Below are 23,717 nucleotides of genomic sequence, written 5' to 3' on the forward strand. Positions count from 1 at the left end.
AGAGAGATGTCAAGCACACCTACCTATGTGAGAAGCGATAATTTTCTCAAGACCAAGCCAAGCAGAGTGAGGCAACCATCTAGCAACAATGAAATTGCCGATAATACACAACCAAGTGGTGGCTCCAGAGAACACTACTTTCACTTCTTGCTCGGCTATCTGCTGCCATTGATTCACGAACAAGAAAAAAGGCAACTCTCAAGCTTCCAGGTTCTAGAGTGCGGCCCATTGATGACGCCAATTCTAAATAAAACGCTTTCACTGCTGGGCTATAATTTTGAGACAATAGAAAACGAAGCCATTGAAGAGCCCATATACCTAGAAAAATGGGACTATGAATGGCGCTGCCACGATGCAGCAGAAAAGACAATAGAAAAAATCAAAAGTGCCTGGTCTGCAGAACCATGCTGCAAAGATTTAGAATCAGAAAATCTACTGCTTGTACGTTCACAGCCAAGTAGTTACTACGTAAACGGTGGGGCTGAGATCAAAGGCTACGGTACCAGCCGAAGGGAGATCACTAACTGGCGAGAAATCAGGGACTATTTGGCAGCGCATGGCATCCAAATAGCAGCCTATGAACCCGGAAGCCATTCGCTGGGTTGCCAAATGAGAACGTTCCAGCGAGCAAAAAAAATAGTCGGCATCCGAGGCGCAGAATGGGCAAACGTCGTATGGTGCAATGAGCTGGATGCCCTTATTTTTGATCCACGCCCCCCGGCAACGACTTTGCTCAGCCTTCTCAAACGGAAAAGAATAACCTACCAGTTCCATTATATTGATCAGGAAAAATGCGTCGTGGATCCCAGGCTAATCTATGATTACCTATCGCGGCGGGTATGAGCACCAAGAACGGCGGCGAGGATTTAGCCATGCATTTCAATGAGCTTATATAGCCTTCCGCGACTATCAAGAGATGCCACAACCAGCGCCCAACCAAAAAATTACGCAGGTCAAAGGTAGCCCATGCAAAACCCGGAAGTAACAGTCACTCAAGCCGAACGGGAGTCCCTAAACGGCCATCGCGGCGCAGTCATATGGCTGACTGGCTTATCAGGTGCAGGAAAGTCTACTCTAGCGAACGCCTTAGAACGTGTCTTACATATCAAGGGCATACGCACATACATTCTTGATGGGGACAAAGTCCGAGATGGACTCAATAAAGACCTGTCATTCAGCGACAACGACCGACGCGAGAATATTCGGCGGATAGCTGAAGTTGCAGCCTTGATGATGGATGCCGGTATAGTAGTCATTACCGCATTCATCAGCCCGTTCCGCGCCGAACGACAAATGGCGAGACAGCTGATTGGCGATAAGAACTTCTTTGAAGTTTATGTCTCAACCCCTCTTGCTCAGTGTGAAAAGCGCGATACGAAGGGTCTTTATCGAAAAGCCAGGTCAGGTGAATTATTGAACATGACGGGGATTGACAGTCCCTATGAAGAACCACAAAGGCCAAATCTACAAGTCGACACCACACAACGCACGGTTGAGGAAGTTGTCCAGGAGATCTACGCTCATCTGCAAGCAGCGGCGCTTGTTGTAGATACTTCAGAAGACTAACTTTGAAGGCTCAATCACGTGAGTCAAGCCCACAGGCGATAGAGTTTGTACTTTTGCAAAGCAGCAGGAAAGCAAACGAAATCCAGCGAAAACCGGTGGTAATAAATAATGCGCAGCCTCATACATATCGGACAGCATAAAACCGGCACAACGTCTATCCAACATTATTTGAAATCCAACCGTAAAGCCTTGCTTGAGCGCGGCCTGTACATAGCGGACTCAATCGCCGGATACGATGCGCCCTCGCATTTTATTTTAAACATTTATGCACTCAAGCCGGAGCGTCTTTCATCGATGAAAGAGCGCTTTATAGAGAACGCGGGCATCGAGGCACTTTGCGAAATATACGAACACCTACCGGCAGAGATTGAGAGGCACTACGAGGCAGCCAAAACAGCAAGCTGCAAAGATATCATATGGAGCAACGAAGGCCTTTATTTATTAAACTCAGCAGAAGAATACCAAAAACTCAAAAATTTATTTTTGCCGCACTCGGATGAAATGGTCTGCCTATGCTGCTTTCGAGACCTTGACTCCTATAAAACATCCTATAGAAAACAACATGAGAAAAGCGGCATAGCGCCGAGTGATGACCCAGATTCCTATAAGTATTTGGGCAATGACTCTTGGCTATTCGATTACTCCAGAAAACGAGAGCTTCTTTCCAGCACCTTTGACAACTTGATTTATTTCAAGTACAGCAAAAATAACATGGTAGAGCGATTCATGAAATATGTCGGCTATCCTATTGACACTCCCGAGCACGAGATTCCGCGACTAAACGTCACCGGCACGAATATTAACAACCCCTAGCATTGACCACTGGCTGAATCTGCTCAACACAGGTTGCGTCGCTGATGCTATAGCCGAAAACGGATATATCATCCTTATATATTTCCGCAATCTGTTCACAGCTATCTCGATCAAGAACCTCTAATCGAGATGCATCGCTTGCATTCAGGTGTGGAACTTGATCACAGGAAAGCCCTATGCGTCGGACCGCAAACTTGACCGCATGCTCGAATTCTTCGAACCGCCCGATATAATCAACCAGGGAATCACCCGACGCACTCATAACAAACCTATACTGAGGGAGCCATTGCACATGCTCTTTTGTCTGGATCCGTTCCAAGTAGCGCTTGAAACAGTCACGCTCACTCATACCAACGAAACTCATTAGATCCGGTCGCTTGGTCATGTAGCGATATTGCGACAACGCTTTATCCCATGGATTTCTAACAATAGAAAACTTGAAATAACTGGAAAACACCTCATCACCAAGAATATTGCGCACCTGATGCGCAAGTAGATGCTGTAGGCCTCCCGTTTGAAATTCATTGTGATAAGCGTCCTTGAATCCCATCCATAACTCCGCTTCGGAGCGGCCTTTCTCCATGGGCCAGATAATTTGCTCAATGCTACTTCCGCCCGTTTTGGGTATATGAATGAAAATAGCTTTTAGCTCGTGCGAGACCATGGCATTTAATTATCAGCGGAGTTAATCGAAAATTTTTCCGATAGAGCTGAAAGACGAAAATCGTCCTTCTTTACGTCCAAATTGCTTGAAGTGTAGTATTGGGTCGACCCCAGCAGCCAGAACATCCCGGTTCAGTAGCAGGTAGTGCACAGGGTCGAAGACATCGCGCGTAGGGAGTAACTGCTTAGCATATTCACTGACCTGCTCTTCGATATGCATACTGTTGAAAATTTCTTCGAGCGCCATCTGCATCAAGCCGTCAATGTCAGGTTGTACAACAGGCACTGCCTCCGATTTATTTTCTTCTGTGGAACGCGCACCGCCTGTAACAGCCAGCAGGCGCTCCAGCATGGCTAGGCAAACGGGCGCTGCAAAACGCTCGCCTTGCTCGGAGATAAGCTGACGGAGCACGACGACTAACTGCTCTGGATCCGTATTATCGACCATGCTTGGCGCCTGCGGATTGGCATAGATCCAACGATCGCTAATGCGTGTTGACAGCTCCGGTTTTTTGAAAATCGCGTTTATCTGACGCAATAGCTTCAGCTCAAGCTCCGTCAACGAGCGATTAACTGTCTGATCGGTGAAGGGAACATGCAAACCGGAATCTTCGCCTAAGAATTCCAGTAGTACAGCCAACAACCCGCCGGCTTTGTAGTCGAAAATATGCGTGACACAAGGTAGGTTTCCGATCAATTCGACTTGCTGCAACATGTGGCTGCTGAACGACTCAAAGAATTCTGCGCCATACACACGTGACTCTGCGTGACGTTTAACCTCTTGATGGTAACGCGAATAACACAAGCGATCGATCGGACGCACAAAAACCAACACCTCCACGGAAATCGCATGTGCTTTCAATATATCAAGCACATGCACCATGCGTTCCGGGTCAGCATTGCTGAAATGCTCGCTAGATATAAGCAGATTGGCTTTCGACTGATCTGCCTTAGCCAGCAGTTCCGCCGTTAAACGAGCAACCGTCTGAACGCAAAAATCAGGTACTTTTTCGACCAGAAGCTGAAAGGCGATAGCCTCGCCATTACCCGACTGGATACGTGTATGATCTTCGCAAGTATTAAGTACAGGATAACTGGTACGCAAAAGCTCACCCTCTCTGGACAGAGCGTCTAGTGCGTTCTGCAAATAGCTGGTGCCTGTCTTGGGCAGACCAATATGAAGGTATATCTTATTAAACATCTTTCTGCCCCTGGCAATTCAGTTGAATGCTTACCTACTGAGCTTCATCAGCTAAAATAGTTTTCCCTTGTCAGCGCCGCGCGCGCCCCATCGAACAGGAGCGAACTCGCATCTCACGGGCGGTGAATGCGCGTTCTGAATCTGACATACGCATATGTGGCAGCAAGCCTTACTCTCCCTCGCATGCCTTCAGCAGTGCGCTTAGGTCGAGGCAATGCTGAATACTGTGCTTCCCACACCAGGATTGGTAATTTTCGACCTCACTCCAGCCAGAAAGAAATACAAAATCCAGGCCCGCTGCGCTGGCCGCACGATAGTCATACTGACTATCACCGATAAATAGCGCAGGCATGCTTATATTGCCGATATCCTGCTCGCGCCGAAGAATCTCGTCTTTCGTATCGGGGCTGCCGTAGATGCCCCCATCAAACAGATACGCTAGACCTCGCGCGGCAAAAACTTCACGCAACTCGGACTGATCCCCGCCGGACACGATCAGCCAGCGGGCTGAGGGGGTCGCTTCGCGCAGCGCCTGCAAAGCCGGCGCAACTTCGCAGCTGAGGAGCCCTTGCCTGACGCCATCGGCGTAATGTGTCAGCAGTTGCTCAAGGTCGGGGCCTGATCCTGCTGCGAATTCCGGAATAATCACGTCGAGAAAGTGAGTGAATTTCTTATAACGCGAAATACCGCCATTAGCGGTGTGATAGGCGACCAGCGCTCTGGCAGCTTCTTCACCGTAGGGGAGCGCCGCTTCGTAAAAGGCACGTGTCTTTACCGCATTCGAATTGAGGACAACGCCATCACAGTCAAACACTATCGTTGAATAGTGCTGCATGGCTCGCTCAACGCTCACGATTACTACGTTCCCGTAACAGCGCTTCAACTTTCTGGACATCTGCCGGTATGTCTACCGCATGACTTCCTGGACGCGTTTCTATCATCTTTACTTTCTTCCCTACTTCTAGGAAACGCAGGATTTCGATATCTTCACTGTGCTCTAATGTACTTTTTCTAGCAAACGCTTTGAATGCACTGAGTTCTTCACGATTGAACGCATAGATACATACCTGCTTCTTATAACGTGCCGGTGCATTCTTCGCTTCCTTGAACCCAGGCAAGGCGGAGCGAGACATGTAAACCAGCTCATCTTGTTCATTAGTGATGACTTTAGGGATGTTGACGCTTTGTGGATCTTCATCATCAGCGATCCAGCTAAACCCATTTATAACGTAATTGGGCATCTCCAGCTTGGCATCACGAACCTTAATAATATCTTCCGGTTCAACAAGCGGCTCATCTCCCTGTACATTGATATAGATATCAGCTTCTATCCATTGCGCTGCTTCAGCAAGTCTATCCGTTCCGGTAATGGCATCCGCAGAGGTCATTACCGCCTGGAATCCCGCTTGCTCAACAACGCTGGCAATTTCTTGACTTTCGGTCGCTACATAGACGTTAGCGGCTCCAACTGCTCGCGCTGCCAGCTCTGATACCCAGATGATCATTGGCTTATCCAACAAATTAACGAGCGGTTTTCCGGGGAAACGACTGGAGCTGAAACGCGCGGGTATCACAACGACAGTTTTCATAAGCACAATCCTTTAAAAGGCATATACTGAGCGCGCCGGCAAGCTGTAACGCGTCTCGGTTATGCTTTGCATCGGGCAGGCATCTACCTGTTGCCGGTAAAGATCAAGAAGATGTTGCATTTCTCTGCTTCGCGGATCGTCACCGCTGTAACCGTCAAAACCAGCCAGCCATAAGTGTGCAGCCTTACCACTAGTGGCAATAGCCAGCGCATACGCTACGACAAGGGAATTCGGCAATGTGCAGTCATGTTTATTAAACACAAATGCCTCGGGTGTCACTTTTAAGCCGAAATCAAGGACATTACCTTTATCCAGTGCTCTTTGAATGTCCTCCGGTAGCATGGAAAATGGGGTAATCAGAGGCTGGGGTAGCTTGCTGTGCGCCTCACAGTCAGCACGCAAACGTACCGGATGACAGGCAACCCGGTAATCAATCAGGTCGGCGGATATGGCACTTTGTGTATTCAATGCGACGACAAGTGGTCGACGCTTGTGAATGAATGCCTCGATGGCGGTTCGGTGTTTTGCCACCCCCGGCCCGGTGCCAAGTAGAAGAACCTCACGTCCGGCAAAGACATCGACAGGAGACCAGTTACCCTTTGGCTCCCCTTGATAGAAGTGGCGGGCAGCATCCAGCGCTTTGGCATTGAACTTACGCCCCCCTTCAATCCTGAGGTGCTCGATCACCGCCAGGATATCCTCTTCGCTGTAACGTGTGTCGCTGAGCATCTCCTGGATATAGGTAGGATGAATGCCATATTTACCCGCCAGGTAGTAGTAGGGATTGGTGCCCCAGCCGCATTGCTGCTGCAACGGCTTGAAGTAGGAGCGGATCAGCGCCATGAGTGGCACCAGGTTTACAGGCCGGGCGAGGCCCTCAGCCAGCTCGATGGCCAACTCCTCGGTACGCGCATTGCCTGGCCCCCTGCCCATGCCCGTTACTGTGGCATCTACCCAGGTCACACCTTCATCCAGGGCATGCAGGGTATTGGCGAGTGCCAGGCCCATATTGTCATGGGTATGTATACCCAGAGCGCCGCCCCATTCGCTGCGCAACCATCGAATGGTTTGGGCGACCTGCTGCGGATTCATGCCACCCATACTGTCGGCGAAATAAAGAACTTCGATCGGATGGCCGCACGCCAGCCTGGCCAGCGCCTGCACCTCCTGCTGCGAACAGTGGGCTACCTGCATAAGATTGAAACCTACCCGGTAGCCCCGTGATTTGAGCCAATCGGCCGCCGGTAGCGCCTGTGCGAACTCGTGTACATGGCAGGCCACCCGCACCAGATCGACCGGCGACTCGTCCGCGGGTAAGGGGAACAGGCGTTCCAATGCTTCAGCCAGCGGCATATCGCCCACCAACTCGCTGGCATTGACCATAACGCTGACAAGCAGCGCTTCAGGAACAGCCAGGGAGCGAAGAAAGGTATCGGTGCTGTAAGCACAGGCACCGCTGAAACTGCTGTTCTTCAGCGAACGTAATCCCAGCTCTACAACATCCACCCCGCAAGCCAGCATGGCCTGCAGATAATCCTGGATAGTTGACTCGGGAAAGTCCCAAGCATTGTAATAACCGCCGTCGCGGAGGGTGCAGTCCAGAGCAAAGATCGTATCCACTGAAAACCTCTGATTAGCTCATGAGCGTTTGCAAAAGCGCACTATGCTTTAATCTTTGAAGCAAGCACATCTTCGACAAAGGCACCAAAAAAATCTTTATCAATTCGATAGCTAACGAAATCTACCCTATTACAACTTTCGTCTGGCACGTCAATTACATATTCTGCCGGAACGAGCTGTGTATCAGAGTGTATATGCATATCCTTCACAGCGCTTAGCATAGAATTGCTGAGATGGGCTACGCCCGGAAGCCCAAAGAAACGAGCCGGATACATAGACCCAGTGGAATAGTTTGAGATAAAAAAATGTGTTTTTGAGGCAACAAATATTTTCTCTAAGCTACCACAACCCACAAGAGTGTAACTGGATACATTAGAAGGCAAACAATCTCTAATCTCTGAAACCACCAATGCATCTTCAGCAAAACTCTTATCATCCATGCAACCAAAGACATCCGTTGTCATACCGTCGAATATTATGCTTACCTTCTTGTACTTATTACTCAGCCGGATGATAGTTTCGACGAGGGCTTCCTTCTGATTCAGCCATGCTCTTTTCTGCTGGCTAATGCCAATCCATATTACCAGATCGCTAGACTCAAGAGACTTATATCGCGAAGCGAAAGAGACTTCGCCTTGCGCAGTCGCTATTAAAAAACGATCCATGCCGGCAAGCTCGTCAATACTTAAAGATTTATAGGATACGCCCGCAACACACAGCGCATCAGAGCCAATCCCCCAGGTTTTCAACGATAATGCCCCCTCATTTACAGAGCTCACATTACCACTGACACCTCTTAACTTCCGCACATCAAAATAGCAACGCGAGTTAATTACATAATAATCTTCAATGGTATTTAGCCCACCTTCTTGACTAGCGATATAGAGCGCGGCCAGACAATCATAGAAGAAATGATACGGGCTCACACCATTGATCAAGACGGCAGAAAAATTAACGCTACGCCCATTGCTTAAGGATAGATTTTTCGCATTCTTGGCCGCATACAGCATAAGTGAATGCAAGTGGTCGTGATTATAGACGGCGTTATCCAGCACAAACAAAAAGTCTCGCGAAGGCACATAAATAAAGTCTGCAGAATGGAGATACTGACCTATATAAAATCTTTCCCCTTCGCATTCAAATATCAGAAAATTAATCTGTTTGAACACGCTTCCTACAAGAATGGACCGACTTGATGAGAACGGCGATGGGATACACACCTCATGAGCCAGACCTTCCTTCAGCATCCTCCCTAGAAAAGAAGACGAGGACAAGTAATCTTTAAAGGCAGCAAACCTGCTTTTCTCTACTTCGTTCAACCGTAGCGTATTCAGGCTGTCAGACCGGTAAACTGTAACGCTTCGATGTAGCCTCGCCGCACTCTCCATTGCCAGCTCGGATGTATATTTCTTGCCAAATTCTTCAGCCTTTTCGCCATGCGCTAAAAGATTACGCAAGGCCATAACGCTATCAAAATCGGGAGACTCGGCTGCTCTGAGCACTTTCCAGGGAAAAATTGAGTTCTTGATCCTTACGCCAATCTTGATTTCGTTGGAGAAAGGAACTTTGGCATGAAAACCATTAAAATCCTCCTGCCCCGTCAGTGGCACAGCACCTATTTTTTGGGCCACATCTGGTCTTTTTATATTTGGAGGAATATGAAGAGTGCCAAAGTCACCCTCCACAATCAACTCATAATATTCATTGCCCGGAGGAATTATCCACCCAGCAATTAACACATCAGAGAGTTTAAATGCCTTTTTCAACTCGGGCTTATCAAGCACCGCAATAAAGCGCTCATTGAACTCTCGAGCAATAGAAGCAAGAGTAAAGTCTTCAAAAAAAATAATTTCCACTGAAATCTCGCAAATGTCAAAGAGCATAGCCCATAACAGTAACCAAAGATTATATAAGCCCCCGCATAAAAGCTGCTAACTTCCAGCCCACCAGCACATCACCACCATAGGGTCTGGAGTACATAGTCCTCAGGAAGAGCTCACGCTGCTCGAAGTCGAGATCACTGGCAATTTTTTCCACGTCGTTCGAGTTGAAAGGCCCTCGATACAAACCATCCAGCTTGATAATTGGCAGGCCAATCTTATGCAAGAAAATATTGCTCTGGTGTATCTGCGACCCTTCAGCAAAACAGTCCATGAAGTGAGAGATGGCTTTCTCATTGAAGATCTCGTTAAGCCTTGCACTTGCATTCGCAGAATCACTTAGCGCGTCCCTGATGAACTCCTTATACTCGCTTAAGGTTTTAGCGTAGTGAATCTTCAACGTATCGACATCTTGCGCCCTGATACTTACTTCAACGTCCGTAATTTTTGCGATATTATGTAAATATGTCTTCTTCAGAAGTTTAAAGACACCAGCGAACGTGAAGCGTTGCCAGTGCACGAGATCACTTCTACGAGAAAGCGCAAGGATATTTTCCAGCAACTCTGGCGAATTCTTCAGTGTATGTGACACATGGGCCATGTCATACAGGGCCCTAAAGTGCATAGGTGAGCGGACAATACTCTTGAGCAGCTTTGAAAGCTCCATTTCACCGGATTCTATAACCTTCGGCCTTATATCGGTGCAGCTATAACTCTTCCAGTAGCGCTTCATCTTTTGGTGGTTGAGGATGCGCCGACTCATGGCGATACAGAACGACCCGAGGTGATGTTCGATTTCAAAGTTTTCAGTCGCGCCCAGTACTTCTATATTATCGACAAACATATCTTCGATAAATTTATCGACGTGCTTCTTACTGAAAAATACACTATCGTTTATCATCAGCAGGCGTGGGCATTTTTCAGCCAGGCCGTTGCCATAGATATATTGAAACCCGGATTTATAGCTGCCAAAGTCGCGCCCATAATTGAAGCGCTCGATATAGCAGTCCATGTATTCGCGGCAGGTATCGGGCTCTGCGACCTTGAGCGTGTTCACGCCAATCACGTAGATGCCTTGTGCTTTGGCGGCGGCCAATACGGTGATCACATCAGCACGCAGTTCCCCTTTCTGATACAGGGCCATCAGCATGATTTTCTGGCCGCTGTAGGGTTCGGCGAAGTGCACCTTGTCCCTTTTGCCTATGCTGCGTAGGCCGTTACGCATAGATTGATAGGCCACATAGCTGTACGCAGCGGGATAGATAAGACGGTTTTTCAGTTGTTCGATGATTTTCATTGGTTGCTGATATGAATAATTCGACTGGTGATCAGTACGTCCTATGACGTTCCAACCGGGAATGGTCGCAAGGCGGTTAAACGGGCCTTGCGGCAGACGGCTATTGCTTGAGCAGTAGAACCTTGCGAGTTCTGCAGGTGATCACACTGTCTTCGGTGGGCATCTGCAGACTGATCATGTAAGTGTCGTTGGCCAGGGAGGATACGTCGGCCAATACGCGATAACCGGATTGCAGGTAGCTCGCTTCGTTAAACGCTTTGACCACATCAGGCCTTGAGTTGCGCTGCGCATGGGCGAATGCGTACGCGTGCCCCTGCTTGTTGGTCAGTACCAGGTTCAGGTTGCCTGGCACAGTCTTTCTTTCGCTGTCTACTGCCCAACCACGAAAATCGACTGTCTGGGTCTTGGACTGAACCACAAGATCCTGACTGCCATTGATGGCGTCGAGCGCGCAGAGTGTGCTGATGCGCTGCTGCAGCGCCGGCGCTGACTGCGAGGGCGTCTGGTCGCAGCCACTTATGAATATCAGGCAGGATGCAGCTAATGCTGATCTTATGGTTCCTTGCATGTGGTTCTCCTGGGAGCTAGAGCGGAAACCTATTCGCGGTGCATGAGTTGGTCGTAGAGTTTCAGGGTTTCATTGAGGTTCGCGCCTTCGATCAGGCCGCCATCGTTGAGTATCACGCAGCGGTCGCAGAGGTTTGCAATCTGTCCCCGCGAATGCGATACCAATACGACTGTCTGGCCGCTGGCGATCTTCTGCAGCATCGTACGCTCGGCCTTTTGCTTGAAATGCGCATCGCCGACGCTCAGGACTTCATCTATCAGCAATACGTCGGGGCTGATGATGGTGCTGATGGCGAAGCCGAGCCGAGAAGCCATGCCACTCGAATAGTTGCGCACAGGCTCGTCGAAGTAGTCGCCCAGTTCGGCGTAGGCGTTGATTTCATCAAGGCGCTGCGTGACTTCTCTTCGTGTGTAACCGAGTAGCATGCCGCCGAACAGGGCGTTGTCGCGCCCTGTCAAGTTGCTGTCGAATCCGGCCTGCAGTGCAAGAAGTGCGACCCTGACACCATGATTGATCACTTCCCCGGTATCTGGCTGCAAAGCCCCTGACATGATTTTGAGCAAAGTGGATTTGCCGGCACCATTGGCACCTAGTACCCCTAGCGTCTCTCCGGCGTGTATATCCAGCGATACGCCCTTAAGGGGCTCGTTAAACGGCTGATGTGCATGCTTGCCGCTGAGCTTGAAACGCACGCCGATATTTCGTAGCGATAGTACAACCTGCCCCATCAGCGTAGCCCCTGACGCACGAATTTATGCCGTAGGCTGCGATAGAGAGCGGCACCACTCAGTAGCAAAACCATGGCGACCATCAGCACGAACCCTAGACCAGCAAAGTCGGGCGGATTGCCCTCCAGGATGATCTGGCGATAAGTGCTGATCACCACTGCCATTGGGTTGTATTCGAGCCACTGAGCGATCCTTCCCGGCATAGACCGGTAGTCGTATATGACCCCGGAAAGAAACATCAGAAGCATAAGTCCCGTACCCACCAGGTTAGCCAGGTCGCGCAGGAACGGAACGATAGCGGCGATCAGGAGGGCCAGCGCAACGGTAAGCAAAAGCTGCACGAGCAAAACCAGAGGCAGCCAGAGGAGACTCCAGCTGAGCGTCTTGATGTCAGTGGCCAGCCCAAGCGCGAGCAGGCAGAGCAGGGCTGGCAGCTGTTTGAGAGTCGCTTGCGCTACGCTGACCAGAGGGAAGAACATCGGAGCGATGTTGGTGGTCAGCATGAGTGACTGCCCCCCGAGAATACTGGTGGCACTGGTAGAAATTGCCTTGGCGAACCACATCCAGGGCACCAGCCCGCAGAGCAGGAAGAGCCCGTAATTCTGGATACCGGCGTTCAACAGCTGGCTGAACAGGACGTAATAGATGATGAGGTGCAAGAGGGGTTCGATTACAACCCAGGCATAGTTGAGATGAGTGCGGGATGTTTCGGATTTCAGCCCCAGTAGCGCCTTGGTCAATATCAACTGCGCAAAATGCAGCTTGCCTGCCGCGCCTCTGCTCCTGTTCTGCGCCCCTGTCTGCGGAACCGGCTCGAGTAGTTCAGCGCCGTACTGGCCAGCCAGTCGATAGCGGCGTGCCTCTTGGTGTCTACTCTGGCGGGTAAATACAGTAGACAGTCGAGTGTATGCTTGCCTGTAATCAGGCTTCTTCTGAAGCAGCTGCTGCCAGCGTGCCTCGGCCTCAGGCCAGTCCTCGCACTTTTCGGCCAGTTCGGCATGCTGAATCTGAGGTTCGATGCGCTGTTCGTCCGCGGCACGAGCCCCCTCATTGAAGATTTGAGCCTGTATCAGGTTGCCCAGGCGTATCTGCAAATCTGCACTTCGAAACAGAATTTCCCAATGTCCCGGACAATTAGCCAAGCCTTGAGCCAGATATTCTTGCTCCTGATCGCGATCATGCATCAAGCGCGCCCACTCAGCACTGGTCAGCCAGACACTGGCATGCTTGGCATAGCGCTGGCGGGCCTGGTTGAGAATGGCAGCGGCACCTGACATATCGCCAAGACGCATGAGGCAGGTAGCACCCTGCGTCCAAGGAGCAGGATGCCCAGGATATTGATCACGATAAAGTTGCCAGAGAGCGCTGGCTTCGAGCCAACGCTTTTCTCGCATGGGGGCATTGGCGAGGGCAAATGCTTGGGCCGGCGCCAGGAGTTCAGTTTTCAACATGCCGGAGGCCACGGTCAGGCGAATAGGTCGGCATCTGCCAGCGATTTACCTAGCTGGTCTTTTTTCGATAGCGCAGGTGCTTCGCTGATCGGCCAGTCGATCCCGAGATCGGAGTCGTTCCAAATAACACAGCGCTCGTACTCTGGGGCGTAGTAATCCGTGGTCTTGTAAAGAAATTCGGCAGTTTCGCTCAGCACAACAAATCCATGGGCAAAGCCCTCGGGAACCCAGAGCTGATGCTTGTTCTCAGCGCTCAGGTAGGCACCAACCCAATGCCCAAAACTTGCACTGCTTCTGCGCAAGTCAACTGCAACATCGAATACTTCACCCTGAACCACCCGCACCAGTTTTCCCTGGGGTTGCTGGATCTGGTAGTGCAAGCCTCGCAAGACATTTTTCACGGAGCGCGAATGGTTGTCTTGCACAAAAGATACGGGCTTACCAACAGCCTTTTCAAAGCGACGCTGGTTGAAGCTTTCAAGGAAGAAGCCTCGCTCGTCGCCAAATACTTCGGGTTCGAACAGGATTACATCTGGGATGGCTAGTGGTGTAGCTTTCATTAGTAAATCGTCTCATTCAGAAGTCGTTTGAGGTACTGGCCATAGCCGTTCTTGGAGAGCGGTGCAGCGAGTTTTTCAAGCTGTTCTGCCGAGATCCATTTCTGCCGGAAAGCAATCTCCTCAGGGCAAGCGACTTTGAGTCCCTGGCGATGTTCCAGCGTGGCGATGAAGTGGCTGGCCTCTAGCAACGACTCGTGTGTTCCGGTATCGAGCCATGCATAACCGCGTCCCATGATTTCTACCGACAAGTTCCCTTGTTCGAGGTAGATACGATTGAGGTCGGTGATTTCCAGCTCGCCTCGATCAGACGGTTTAATGTCTTTTGCTATATCCACGACCTGATTGTCGTAAAAGTAGAGTCCGGTTACGGCATAGCTCGACTTAGGCTGCAGTGGCTTCTCTTCCAGGCTAATGGCTTTGCCTTGGGCGTCGAACTCGACAACACCATAACGCTCCGGATCGTTTACGTGATACGCAAAAACGCTGGCGCCATCCTGACGCTCCATAGCGCTGTGCAGCAGCTCATTGAAGTCATGGCCGTGATAGATGTTGTCACCCAGCACGAGCGCAGACAGATCATTGCCTATGAATTCCTCACCTATGAGGAATGCTTGTGCCAGGCCATCCGGCGATGCTTGCACCGCGTAAGAGATATTCAATCCCCAAGCACTACCGTCACCTAGCAGGTGCTGGAATCGCGGTGTGTCCTGCGGGGTGGAAATGACCAGAATATCGCGAATTCCAGCCAGCATTAGGGTTGTCAACGGATAGTAGATCATCGGCTTGTCGTACACCGGTAGAAGCTGCTTGGAGATCGCCAAGGTCGCCGGGTGCAGGCGAGTGCCGGAACCGCCGGCAAGGATGATTCCTTTACGTTTGAGCATTTTTACTTCTCCAATATCTCTGTAAGCATCCGTGCCACGCCGACTTGCCACTCAGGCAAGCTCAGCTCAAAGGCTTTCTGCAGTTTCTGAGTATCGAGTCGCGAGTTATTAGGCCGCTTTGCCGGGGTTGGATAGGCGCTGCTTGCAACGGCAGTGATCTGACTGCTAGATACTTGAAGAGCGACCCCGGCATTTTCAGCCTGTTCTAGAACGAAGCACGCATAGGCATGCCAATTGGTCTCACCCGAAGCCGCCAGGTGATAGAGCCCTCCAAGCTCTGGCTTCTGCAGGGTCGCGCGGATGGCATGAGCACTGACATCTGCAAGCAATTCGGCCCCGGTTGGGGCACCGAATTGGTCGGCAATCACATTGAGGCTGTCGCGCTCCCGGGCGAGGCGAAGCATGGTCTTGGCAAAGTTGTTGCCGCGCGCGGCGTATACCCAACTGGTACGCAGAATCAGATGCAGGCAACCGGTGGCCTGAATCGCCTGCTCACCGGCCAACTTGGTGAGACCGTAGACATTGACTGGGGCGACGGCGTCCTCTTCACGCCAGGGCTCCAGGCCATCACCAGAAAATACGTAGTCAGTGGAGTAATGCACCAGAAGGCTATCTAGCCGCTTGGCCTCGCGCGCCAGCACGGCAACCGCCTCGGCATTGATCCGCAGTGCCTGCTCAGGCTCGCTCTCGGCTTGATCTACCGCTGTATAGGCCGCTGCATTAACAATCACCTCGGGAGCGAAGCGCTGCACCGTAGTTGCCAGACCGTCAATGTCTCGCAGGTCACCGCAATATTGATTGCTTTGAGCATCAAGCGCCAACAATTGCCCTAATGGCGCCAAACTGCGTTGCAACTCCCAACCGACCTGGCCATTTTTGCCTAGCAGCAATATTTTCATATCTGGCGCTCGCTGTAGTTTTTCTCTAACCATTCGCGATAACTACCAGATAGAACATTCGCTACCCAATCTTGATTATTCAGATACCACTGAACCGTTTTTCGAATACCGGTTTCGAAGGTTTCAGAAGGTTTCCAACCCAGGTCCTCTGCAATTTTTGTAGCATCAATGGCATAGCGTCGATCATGTCCTGGCCGATCAGTTACATAAGCAATTTGCTGCTGGTATGGCTGCCCATCTGCACGCGGCCGAAGTTCATCGAGCAGCGCGCAAACGGTATGTACGATCTCCAGGTTAGTTTTTTCGTTCCACCCACCAACGTTATATGTCTCGCCCAGCTCACCGGCTTCAAGAACACGACGTATTGCACTGCAGTGGTCTTTAACGTATAGCCAGTCACGAATCTGCTGGCCGTCGCCATATACCGGCAGAGCTTTGCCAGCCAAGGCGTTGACGATCATCAGGGGAATGAGTTTTTCTGGGAAGTGATACGGCCCATAGTTATTTGAGCAATTGGTGGTAAGCACGGGCAAGCCGTACGTGTGATGATAAGCACGTACCAAATGATCGCTGGCAGCCTTACTGGCTGAATATGGGCTATTGGGCTCGTATTGATGCTGTTCGGTAAAGGCGGGCTCATCTTTATCAAGAGAGCCATAAACCTCATCAGTTGAAACATGTAAAAAACGAAACGCTTTCTGGCGATCCAGGTCAAGTCCTGACCAGTAGGCACGTACAGCCTCCAGCAATTGGAACGTACCGACAATGTTGGTCTTGATGAACTCTTCCGGACCATGAATAGAGCGATCAACATGAGACTCGGCAGCGAAATTGAGAACCGCCCGAGGTTGATGCTCAACGAGTAGCCCAGCAACCAGAGCACTGTCGCCGATATCACCATGAACAAAAAGATGCCTGGTGTCGCCGTCCAGACTGGCGAGATTCTCCAAGTTGCCGGCATAGGTCAGCTTGTCTAGATTGATAACCATCTCATCTGACTGTGCTAGCCAGTCAAGTACGAAATTGCTACCAATGAATCCCGCACCACCAGTCACAAGAATAGCCATGTATCAAATCTTCCCGAGAATTGCTGCAGCGATAAGCCCAATGTTACCAAGTAGTGTCTGACGATAAACACCACTGCGTTTAATATGAACAACACGAGGAATAAGACTCATACTTCGGGCATCGACAAAACGCCGAAGTAGCGCCTGATTTTCTGGTGTAAGCCTATGCTCTAGCGTGAAAAGTGCGGCAATGTTGCCGTCGTTCCAGCGTTTAAACCGCCCCTGAAACAACATGCGAATACGCTTTAGACGAGCGGCCCAACCGTTATTGGTGCCAACCACATTATCACCGTGCTGGCGATAGCGCAGCGTCGGCACGGCATCATAGTGCACCTGACCACCACAGCCGGTCACGACCATGTATGCCCACCAATCATGAGTGATGACTGACTTATTCTCCCCCGCTTCGCGCAACAACTCGCGCGCAGCATTGTTGAATACCATGGTATTGCCCCCGGCAATATTTTGAACCAGTGCATTAGCAAAACTTGGCGCTTTAGAAAAAAGTGGCGAAACACCAATCTCGTTATTATCAGCATCCACCAGGCGTGTGCGCGAGCAATACAATGCCGGCACATTTACCGGTATGCTTTCCAGCCACGCCAATGCTCTCGCCAACTTATCTGCCTCCCAAACGTCATCTTGGTCTGAATAGGCATAGAAATCTGCGTTGATACTGGCCCTGCAGGTAAGCGATAAGAAGTTGGCAGCAAAACCCTCTGCCGGCCCAGAATGAATAGACAGACGCCCCACAGGCCATTTTTTCTTGTATTCCACCAGAATGGAATACGTGTCGTCCTTTGATCCATCATCGGAGGCCCAAACTTCCCAACTCTGATGTGACTGAGCGGCAAAAGACTCTAGTTGCTCAGCAAGATAACGCTGGCCATGAAAAGTGCATAGAAGAATAGCGACTTTGGAGACTTGCCCTGCCTGCATGCACTGCGAGGCAGGCACAGCCATGCCATCACTTAAACAAACAGTGCCCGCAGTTTTAAAACGAGAAGACGGCACTTTTAGTTGTTCCATCAACATTTTAATAATCAAGTACCTAAAGGCACTAATACACTCTGTTAGAAAATTTCATACGAGTTGCCCACGCTCATTTAGCAGATGGAGAGAACCACAGCAGCAAAATATCAGCGACCGTTTTCTGTAGGCGGCACGCGAAATAAGATTGATTACGGCGTCATTCCATGACTGAAGTGAACTCAGCGGAAACAAGACTACACCCTGTCACGAAGAATCAGTTCGTTTTTCCTCAGCTGAACCGCATCTACCGCTACTCAGCAGGCTCTACCTGCGAAGAGCGCAGTGGCGATTCTACATCATTGAGAGAGGATTCTAAGCGAGTTGGGCTTTTTTTAGGCAAGCGCAAGCCAATATTGGCTCCATGGTACAGACAAGTTGACTATGGCGCTCAGACGACGGCCGAACGGATCGGAGCTTGGCAGGCGGGTAATCGCCATCACTGGGGCACCTACCACCTGACCTGCCGGGGCGAGACCAGCTGGTTCGGCTTCGCCAGCGCCATCGCCGAACGCCTGCGTGCGGCCGGCAAGCCCTGCGCCAGGCTGCGCCCCATACCCAGCAGCGAGTACCCGACGCCGGCACGTCGCCCGCTCAATTCACGCCTGGATGGCGAGCGCCTGGAGCAGGAGTGGCAAATTCGTCTGCCGGACTGGCGCGCCGCACTGGATGCCTGCCTGCGCGCTCCTCAGGCCGTGAAGCGCTGAACCTGCTGCTGCAAGCCACTGGCCAGCTGCGCCAGCTCGCGACTGGCCAGTGAGCTCTGCTCGGCACCGCTGACCACTTCACCGATGCTGTCGTTGAGACTGCTGATGTTCTGGCTGATCTCGCCAGCTACCGCCGTCTGCTGTTCGGTGGCTGCCGATATCTGCACGTTGCCGTCAGCGATACCCTCGATGGCATTGGCGATGTGATTGAGCACCACGTCGGCCTCGCGGGCGTGATTGACGCTGCTCTGCGCCTGCTCACGCGACTGCTGCATGGCATTGACCGCACTGCGCGCACCGTTTTGCAGGCCATCGATCATGCCCCGAATCGACTCGGTGGCCTGCTGCGTATTGCTCGCCAGGCTGCGCACCTCGTCGGCCACCACTGCGAAGCCGCGTCCGGCCTCACCGGCGCGGGCCGCCTCGATGGCAGCATTGAGCGCCAGCAGATTGGTCTGCTCGGCGATGCTCTGGATCACGCTCAGCACCTTGCTGATTTCCTCGCTCTTGCTATTGAGGCTGTCGATCACCTTGCCGGCCTCGTCCACCGATGACGACAGGTTGCGAATGGCCAGCAGATTGGCCTGCACCAGATCCCGCCCCTGGCGCGCCTCGCGATTGGCATCGGCGGCGGCGCCAGCCATGGTCTGGGCGTTGCGCGCGACCTCCTGCACCGCCACGCTCATCTCATGCACAGCGGTGGCGACCATGCTGGTCTGGTCGCCCTGGGCTGTAGCCGCCTGGCTGGCCTGCAGGCTGATCGCATTCATTTCCTCGGCCGCCGCGGCCAGCTGCGAGGCGGTCTCGTTCAGGTGGCGAATCAGCGCCTGCTGGTGCTCGAGCAGCGTATTGAAGGCCCGCGCCGTGTCGGCCACTTCGTCGCGGCCCGCCACATCGGCGCGCAGGGTCAGGTTCGCACTCTGCTGGACTTCGCTGATCACGCCACGCAACGCCGAGAGCGGGCGGATGATGGAGAGGCTGATCAGCAGGGCGATCAACAGCACCAGCAGCAGCGCCACGGCGCCTATGGCAATGAAGGTATTGCGCATCGATGCGTAGACCCGGCCCGTCTGCATGCCGAGCTTCTCCCCTTCGCTCAGTTGCAGCGCGATGAGCGCTTCCAGCTCGCTCCCCAGCGGGTCGAAGGTGGTGTAGAGCTCGCGATTGAAGGCCGCATCATCGATGCTGCGCAGCTGGCCACCGTCCAGCCTGGCGGTGTACTGATCGACCAGTTGCTGCACCTGTTGCAGATCGCTGCGCACGCGCCCGACTCGCTGGACTTCGTCCTCGCTCATATTGGTCGCCAGAAAGGCCTGCCAGGCCTGATCGCCGCGCTGCCGTGCCGAGGCCAGCTCCTGACGCAGCCGCGCCTCATCGAACAGCTGCGCGCGGTACTTGTGCAGGGAGTCGACGATGGCTACCGCATAGGCATCGGAGAACACCTTGAGCTGGCTGACCGGCTGCAGACGATCCTTGAACAGCTCCTCGAAGCTGTTGTTGAGGCGGCTGGCGTTACTGACCGCCATGACGATCACTAAAAGAAGCACGAGCAGAGGAAGCAGGGCGAGGAACAACAGCCGTGTACGAACCGTGAGTTGAGACAGCATGGCAGAACTCCTGCAGGGCAACGCGCGACGACCGTCCCTGAGCAGCGCAACGAGCGGCACCAGACTCCCGTGCGCCACCGGACAGCGTCACGCGCGCACGCGCTGAGCCCGGCCCGAGTCGACTGGCCGGTGCAAACACGCGCAATGGCAGGTGATGCTGCGCTAGAGTATGGCCCCTGTTTGGCGCCTTGCATGGGCCGCTGCGACAATCACTCCCAAGCGATCATTTCGATGAGCTCGATCACCGCCACTCCCCGACGTCTGCGCTGGCGCAGCCTTGTGCTGCTGGCGCTGCTGCTCGCCCCGCTGCTGTGGCCGGTGCACTTCCTGGCCGAGCGCTACTATCGCGAGGTACTGATCGAGCAGAACCGCCAGACGCTCGACCTCTACGTCGCCAACCTGCTCGGCACGCTGCGCCGCTACGAGGTACTGCCGCAGATTCTCGGCGACCTGCCCGGCCTGCGTGCCGCCCTGCAGGCACCCGAAGACCCCGCCGTGCTGGACAGCGCCAACCGCCTGCTGGCGCGCGTGAAGAAACAGACCGGCGCCGACGTGATCTACCTGATGAACACCCGTGGCGTCACCCTGGCCGCGTCCAACTGGGACAAGCCCGACAGTTTCGTCGCCGGCAACTTCGCCTTTCGCCCGTATTTCCGCGAAGCATTGGCTGGCCGTCTGGGGCGCTTCTTCGGCCTCGGCACCACCTCCGGCAAACGCGGCTACTACTTCGCCTACCCGGTGCGCGAGGGCGATCAGAACATCGGCGCACTGGTGGTCAAGGTCGACCTAGACCACACCGAAACGCTGTGGGGCAATACCCCGGAACAGTTGCTGGTCACCGATACCAACGGCGTGGTGATCCTCACCTCGCGCCCCGACTGGCGCTTTCACGCCAGTCGCCCGCTGGACCGCGTCGAGCAGTCGGCCATCGCCGCCAACCAGCCCTACCCGACCCAGGCGCCACCCGCGCTGGACATCGATGCCAACGCCTGGCTGACGCAGAGTCGCGCCCTGGACGAAACCGGCTGGACGGTGAGCATTCTCGCCCCGCGCATCCTGCTCGACCGCCCCGTGCGCAGCGCCGTGGCCGTGGGTGCGGCCGCCCTGCTGGCCCTGCTGCTGCTGCTCGGCCTGCTGATCCTCCGCCGCCGTCACTACCTCGAACGCATCGCCCTTGACGCCCGCGCCAAGGCCGAGCTGGAACAGCGCGTGGCCGAGCGCACGCAGGATCTGGAACTGCTCAACAGCCGCCTCAAGCAGGAAGTGCTCGAACGCGAACAGGCCCAGCAGGAACTGGTGCGCGCCCAGGACGAACTGGTCCAGGCCGGCAAGCTGTCCGCACTCGGCACCATGAGCGCCAGCATCAGCCATGAACTCAACCAGCCACTGGGCGCGATCCGCAGCTACGCGGAGAACGCCAGCACCCTGCTCGACCACCAGCGCAGCGAGGATGCCCGCGCCAACCTCAAGCTGATCAGCGAACTGACCGAGCGCATGGCCTCGATCATCGCCCATCTGCGCGCTTTCGCCCGCCGTGACCAGCACGCGCCCGAGCGGGTCGCCCTGCAGCCGGCGCTGGACGACGCCCTCGCCTTGCTCGCCAAACGCCGTCGCGCCATGGATGTGGAGCTGATCCGTGATCTGCCGGACGCCACGCTCTGGGTACAGGCCGGCGAAACGCGCCTGCGTCAGGTACTCGGCAACCTGCTCGGCAACGCCCTCGATGCTCTGGTCGACAAGGCGCCGCCGCGACGCATCTGGATCAGCATCGAGCATCAGGCCGAGCACCTCGAGCTGCTGCTGCGCGACAACGGCCCGGGTTTTACCGCCGAATCGCTGGCCCGTGCGCGCGAGCCCTTCTTCACCACCAAGACCAGCGCCCAGGGCCTGGGGCTCGGCCTGGCCATCTGCGACAGTCTGGTGCGCGCGCTGGACGGCGAACTGCTACTGGCCAATCATCCAGCCGGCGGCGCACTGATCACCCTGCGCCTGCGCCTGGCCAGCCCCGGCGTCAACCTGCAACCCTCTGAGGACCCTTCGCCATGACCAGTGACAGCGCCATCGACAGCCGCATTCAGGTATTGCTGATCGACGACGACGCGCATCTGCGCCAGGCGCTCAGCCAGACGCTCGACCTGGCCGGGCTCAAGGTCCTCAGCCTGGGCGACGCCCAGGGCCTGGCTGCGCGTATCCCGGCCGGCTGGCCCGGCGTGGTGGTCAGCGATATCCGCATGCCGGGCATCGACGGCCTGCAGCTACTGGGTCAACTGCGCGAGCGTGACGCCGAGCTGCCGGTGCTGCTGATTACCGGGCACGGGGATGTGCCCCTGGCCGTGCAGGCGATGCGCGCCGGCGCCTACGACTTTCTGGAAAAGCCCTTCGCCAACGACGCCCTGCTCGACAGCGTGCGTCGCGCCCTGGAGCTGCGCCGCCTGGTGCTGGACAACCGCAGCCTGCGCATGGCGCTCAACGACCGCCAGCAACTGGCCAGCCGCCTGGTCGGCCAGTCGCCCGCCATGCAGCGCCTGCGCGAGCAGATCGGCGCGCTCGCCGGTATCGCCACCGACGTGCTGATCCTCGGTGAGACCGGCGCCGGCAAGGAGGTGGTCGCCCGCGCCCTGCACGATCTGTCCAGCCGCCGCGACGGCCCCTTCGTCGCCATCAACGCCGGCGCCCTGGCCGAATCGGTGGTGGAAAGCGAGCTGTTCGGCCACGAGGCCGGCGCCTTCACCGGCGCGCAGAAGCGGCGCATCGGCAAGTTCGAGTTCGCCAACGGCGGCACCCTGTTCCTCGACGAGATCGAGAGCATGAGCCTGGACGTGCAGGTCAAACTGCTGCGCCTGCTGCAGGAGCGCGTGGTCGAGCGCCTCGGCGGCAACCAGCTGATCCCGCTGGACATCCGTGTGATCGCCGCGACCAAGGAAGACCTGCGCCAGGCCGCCGATGCCGGGCGCTTCCGCGCCGACCTCTACTACCGTCTGAACGTCGCACCGCTGTCCATTCCTCCGCTGCGTGAGCGCGGCGAGGACGCCCTGCTGCTGTTCCAGCATTTCGCCGATGCTGCGGCGGCCCGCCACGCCCTGGCACCGCGTGAGCTGCAACCGGGGCAACGCGCGCTGCTGCTGCGGCATCCATGGCCGGGCAACGTGCGCGAACTGCAGAATGCAGCCGAGCGCTTCGCCCTTGGCCTGGAACTGGCCCTGGACAGCAACGCGCCGAACCTGCCGCCGGTCAACGGCGGGCTCAGCGAGCAGGTCGAGGCCTTCGAGCGCGCCCTGATCGCCGCCGAGCTGAGCCGCCCGCATGGCTCGCTGCGCAGCCTGGCCGAAGCGCTGGGCGTGCCGCGCAAGACCCTGCACGACAAGCTGCGCAAACATGGGCTGAACTTCTCCGGCGCTGGCGGAAGCTCGCCAGAGGACTTCGACTGACTGGCGGCAAACCGCCAATTCCATCGTTCAATACCCGCGGCCAGCGGGCTCAAGAGCCCGCCCGCCCTTCGGCAAAAAGCCATCAAGGCCCACAGCCACGGGCTTTCCCACCACGCACTGGAGCCGCCCCTGGCAGACTGGCACAAGGGTTGCTCTAGGC

At 54.4% G+C, this 23,717-nt stretch carries 20 protein-coding genes and 2 pseudogenes; 6 read left to right on the forward strand and 16 right to left on the reverse strand.

The genetic code is table 11. The annotated features are described in order from the left end of the window. The first annotated feature begins 6 nt into the window (after positions 1–6). The 3 genes from BLS61_RS07915 (at position 7) to BLS61_RS07925 (ending at position 2,379) form a co-directional block, all read left to right on the forward strand. Positions 7–843, forward strand: coding sequence for a glycosyltransferase 61 family protein (locus tag BLS61_RS07915; RefSeq protein WP_090429608.1), 837 nt, complete (start codon positions 7–9; stop codon positions 841–843). A 123-nt stretch (positions 844–966) separates the two neighbouring features. Further along, positions 967–1,566 (forward strand): adenylyl-sulfate kinase, encoded by a 600-nt coding sequence (cysC, locus tag BLS61_RS07920; RefSeq protein ID WP_090429610.1) that lies wholly within the window; start codon positions 967–969, stop codon positions 1,564–1,566. 108 nt (positions 1,567–1,674) lie between these two features. Continuing rightward, on the forward strand, positions 1,675–2,379 hold the full coding sequence (locus BLS61_RS07925; protein WP_090429613.1) for a hypothetical protein: 705 nt from the start codon (positions 1,675–1,677) through the stop codon (positions 2,377–2,379). On the opposite strand, the gene BLS61_RS07930 is transcribed toward BLS61_RS07925, so the two are convergent. From BLS61_RS07930 to BLS61_RS07995, 15 genes and pseudogenes are all read right to left on the reverse strand, one after another. After that, on the reverse strand, positions 2,366–3,043 hold the full coding sequence (locus tag BLS61_RS07930) for a sulfotransferase family 2 domain-containing protein (RefSeq protein ID WP_090429615.1): 678 nt from the start codon (positions 3,041–3,043) through the stop codon (positions 2,366–2,368). The genes BLS61_RS07925 and BLS61_RS07930 overlap by 14 nt on opposite strands. Before the next feature lie 21 nt (positions 3,044–3,064). Then, positions 3,065–4,243, reverse strand: a complete 1,179-nt coding sequence (locus BLS61_RS23370) for a hypothetical protein (RefSeq protein WP_139205540.1) — start codon at positions 4,241–4,243, stop codon at positions 3,065–3,067. A gap of 169 nt (positions 4,244–4,412) precedes the next feature. Beyond that, positions 4,413–5,078, reverse strand: coding sequence for an HAD family hydrolase (locus BLS61_RS07940; protein ID WP_090429619.1), 666 nt, complete (start codon positions 5,076–5,078; stop codon positions 4,413–4,415). A 7-nt stretch (positions 5,079–5,085) separates the two neighbouring features. Continuing rightward, positions 5,086–5,832, reverse strand: a complete 747-nt coding sequence (locus BLS61_RS07945) for a 3-deoxy-manno-octulosonate cytidylyltransferase (RefSeq protein WP_090429622.1) — start codon at positions 5,830–5,832, stop codon at positions 5,086–5,088. A 12-nt stretch (positions 5,833–5,844) separates the two neighbouring features. Next, entirely contained in the window at positions 5,845–7,452 is a 1,608-nt protein-coding gene (locus BLS61_RS07950; RefSeq protein WP_394328138.1) for an aldolase catalytic domain-containing protein, read from the reverse strand. A gap of 41 nt (positions 7,453–7,493) precedes the next feature. Further along, positions 7,494–9,308 (reverse strand): hypothetical protein, encoded by a 1,815-nt coding sequence (locus BLS61_RS23375; protein WP_139205541.1) that lies wholly within the window; start codon positions 9,306–9,308, stop codon positions 7,494–7,496. 49 nt (positions 9,309–9,357) lie between these two features. After that, positions 9,358–10,629 carry a rhamnan synthesis F family protein gene (locus BLS61_RS07955; protein WP_090429623.1) on the reverse strand — a complete coding sequence of 424 codons (1,272 nt, stop codon included), beginning with the start codon at positions 10,627–10,629 and terminating at the stop codon, positions 9,358–9,360. A gap of 100 nt (positions 10,630–10,729) precedes the next feature. Next, positions 10,730–11,197 (reverse strand): hypothetical protein, encoded by a 468-nt coding sequence (locus BLS61_RS07960; RefSeq protein ID WP_090429625.1) that lies wholly within the window; start codon positions 11,195–11,197, stop codon positions 10,730–10,732. Positions 11,198–11,226: 29 nt separating this feature from the next. Further along, a pseudogene (locus BLS61_RS07965) lies at positions 11,227–11,826 on the reverse strand (ABC transporter ATP-binding protein); the annotation flags it as partial. 98 nt (positions 11,827–11,924) lie between these two features. Further along, a complete protein-coding gene (locus BLS61_RS07970; RefSeq protein WP_090429628.1) occupies positions 11,925–13,376 on the reverse strand; it encodes an ABC transporter permease in 1,452 nt (483 codons plus the stop codon). A gap of 14 nt (positions 13,377–13,390) precedes the next feature. Continuing rightward, positions 13,391–13,936: a dTDP-4-dehydrorhamnose 3,5-epimerase gene (gene rfbC, locus BLS61_RS07975; protein WP_090429630.1), complete on the reverse strand. Its 546-nt coding sequence runs from the start codon at positions 13,934–13,936 to the stop codon at positions 13,391–13,393. Next, positions 13,936–14,820, reverse strand: a complete 885-nt coding sequence (rfbA, locus tag BLS61_RS07980; protein WP_090429632.1) for a glucose-1-phosphate thymidylyltransferase RfbA — start codon at positions 14,818–14,820, stop codon at positions 13,936–13,938. Before rfbA ends, rfbC begins: the two co-directional genes overlap by 1 nt. A gap of 2 nt (positions 14,821–14,822) precedes the next feature. Then, the gene (rfbD, locus tag BLS61_RS07985; protein ID WP_244157923.1) at positions 14,823–15,719 is read right to left on the reverse strand and encodes a dTDP-4-dehydrorhamnose reductase; all 897 of its coding nucleotides are present in this window, start codon (positions 15,717–15,719) and stop codon (positions 14,823–14,825) included. Continuing rightward, on the reverse strand, positions 15,716–16,786 hold the full coding sequence (gene rfbB / locus BLS61_RS07990) for a dTDP-glucose 4,6-dehydratase (protein ID WP_090429635.1): 1,071 nt from the start codon (positions 16,784–16,786) through the stop codon (positions 15,716–15,718). The genes rfbD and rfbB overlap by 4 nt, the downstream gene beginning before the upstream one ends. 3 nt (positions 16,787–16,789) lie before the next feature. Beyond that, positions 16,790–17,821 carry a glycosyltransferase family 2 protein gene (locus BLS61_RS07995; protein WP_341844481.1) on the reverse strand — a complete coding sequence of 344 codons (1,032 nt, stop codon included), beginning with the start codon at positions 17,819–17,821 and terminating at the stop codon, positions 16,790–16,792. 383 nt (positions 17,822–18,204) lie between these two features. Between BLS61_RS07995 and BLS61_RS08000 the strand changes: the two are divergent. Beyond that, a pseudogene (locus tag BLS61_RS08000) lies at positions 18,205–18,522 on the forward strand (sugar nucleotide-binding protein); the annotation flags it as partial. On the opposite strand, the gene BLS61_RS08005 reads toward BLS61_RS08000, so the two are convergent. After that, entirely contained in the window at positions 18,504–20,129 is a 1,626-nt protein-coding gene (locus BLS61_RS08005) for a methyl-accepting chemotaxis protein (protein WP_090429639.1), read from the reverse strand. The pseudogene BLS61_RS08000 and the gene BLS61_RS08005 overlap by 19 nt on opposite strands. 231 nt (positions 20,130–20,360) lie before the next feature. On the opposite strand from BLS61_RS08005, the gene BLS61_RS08010 reads away from it, so the two are divergent. Together BLS61_RS08010 and BLS61_RS08015 are read left to right on the forward strand one after the other, a co-directional pair. Then, entirely contained in the window at positions 20,361–22,175 is a 1,815-nt protein-coding gene (locus BLS61_RS08010) for a sensor histidine kinase (RefSeq protein WP_090429896.1), read from the forward strand. Continuing rightward, positions 22,172–23,557, forward strand: a complete 1,386-nt coding sequence (locus tag BLS61_RS08015; RefSeq protein ID WP_090429641.1) for a sigma-54-dependent transcriptional regulator — start codon at positions 22,172–22,174, stop codon at positions 23,555–23,557. Before BLS61_RS08010 ends, BLS61_RS08015 begins: the two co-directional genes overlap by 4 nt. The last annotated feature ends 160 nt before the right edge of the window (positions 23,558–23,717 follow it).

This window comes from Ectopseudomonas guguanensis, from assembly GCF_900104265.1.
Lineage (GTDB): Bacteria > Pseudomonadota > Gammaproteobacteria > Pseudomonadales > Pseudomonadaceae > Aquipseudomonas > Aquipseudomonas guguanensis.

Bases quoted from the DNA above. Each gene is read 5' to 3' on its own strand.
- BLS61_RS07995 (WP_341844481.1), bottom strand. From the start codon at position 17,821: ATGTTGATGGAACAACTAAAAGTGCCGTCTTCTCGTTTTAAAACTGCG.
- rfbB (WP_090429635.1), bottom strand. From the start codon at position 16,786: ATGGCTATTCTTGTGACTGGTGGTGCGGGATTCATTGGTAGCAATTTC.
- cysC (WP_090429610.1), top strand. From the start codon at position 967: ATGCAAAACCCGGAAGTAACAGTCACTCAAGCCGAACGGGAGTCCCTA.
- BLS61_RS07930 (WP_090429615.1), bottom strand. From the start codon at position 3,043: ATGGTCTCGCACGAGCTAAAAGCTATTTTCATTCATATACCCAAAACG.
- BLS61_RS07945 (WP_090429622.1), bottom strand. From the start codon at position 5,832: ATGAAAACTGTCGTTGTGATACCCGCGCGTTTCAGCTCCAGTCGTTTC.
- BLS61_RS23370 (WP_139205540.1), bottom strand. From the start codon at position 4,243: ATGTTTAATAAGATATACCTTCATATTGGTCTGCCCAAGACAGGCACC.
- BLS61_RS08010 (WP_090429896.1), top strand. From the start codon at position 20,361: ATGAGCTCGATCACCGCCACTCCCCGACGTCTGCGCTGGCGCAGCCTT.
- rfbA (WP_090429632.1), bottom strand. From the start codon at position 14,820: ATGCTCAAACGTAAAGGAATCATCCTTGCCGGCGGTTCCGGCACTCGC.
- BLS61_RS07940 (WP_090429619.1), bottom strand. From the start codon at position 5,078: ATGCAGCACTATTCAACGATAGTGTTTGACTGTGATGGCGTTGTCCTC.
- BLS61_RS07960 (WP_090429625.1), bottom strand. From the start codon at position 11,197: ATGCAAGGAACCATAAGATCAGCATTAGCTGCATCCTGCCTGATATTC.
- BLS61_RS07925 (WP_090429613.1), top strand. From the start codon at position 1,675: ATGCGCAGCCTCATACATATCGGACAGCATAAAACCGGCACAACGTCT.
- BLS61_RS07970 (WP_090429628.1), bottom strand. From the start codon at position 13,376: ATGTTGAAAACTGAACTCCTGGCGCCGGCCCAAGCATTTGCCCTCGCC.
- rfbD (WP_244157923.1), bottom strand. From the start codon at position 15,719: ATGAAAATATTGCTGCTAGGCAAAAATGGCCAGGTCGGTTGGGAGTTG.
- BLS61_RS07955 (WP_090429623.1), bottom strand. From the start codon at position 10,629: ATGAAAATCATCGAACAACTGAAAAACCGTCTTATCTATCCCGCTGCG.
- BLS61_RS08015 (WP_090429641.1), top strand. From the start codon at position 22,172: ATGACCAGTGACAGCGCCATCGACAGCCGCATTCAGGTATTGCTGATC.
- rfbC (WP_090429630.1), bottom strand. From the start codon at position 13,936: ATGAAAGCTACACCACTAGCCATCCCAGATGTAATCCTGTTCGAACCC.
- BLS61_RS07915 (WP_090429608.1), top strand. From the start codon at position 7: ATGTCAAGCACACCTACCTATGTGAGAAGCGATAATTTTCTCAAGACC.
- BLS61_RS08005 (WP_090429639.1), bottom strand. From the start codon at position 20,129: ATGCTGTCTCAACTCACGGTTCGTACACGGCTGTTGTTCCTCGCCCTG.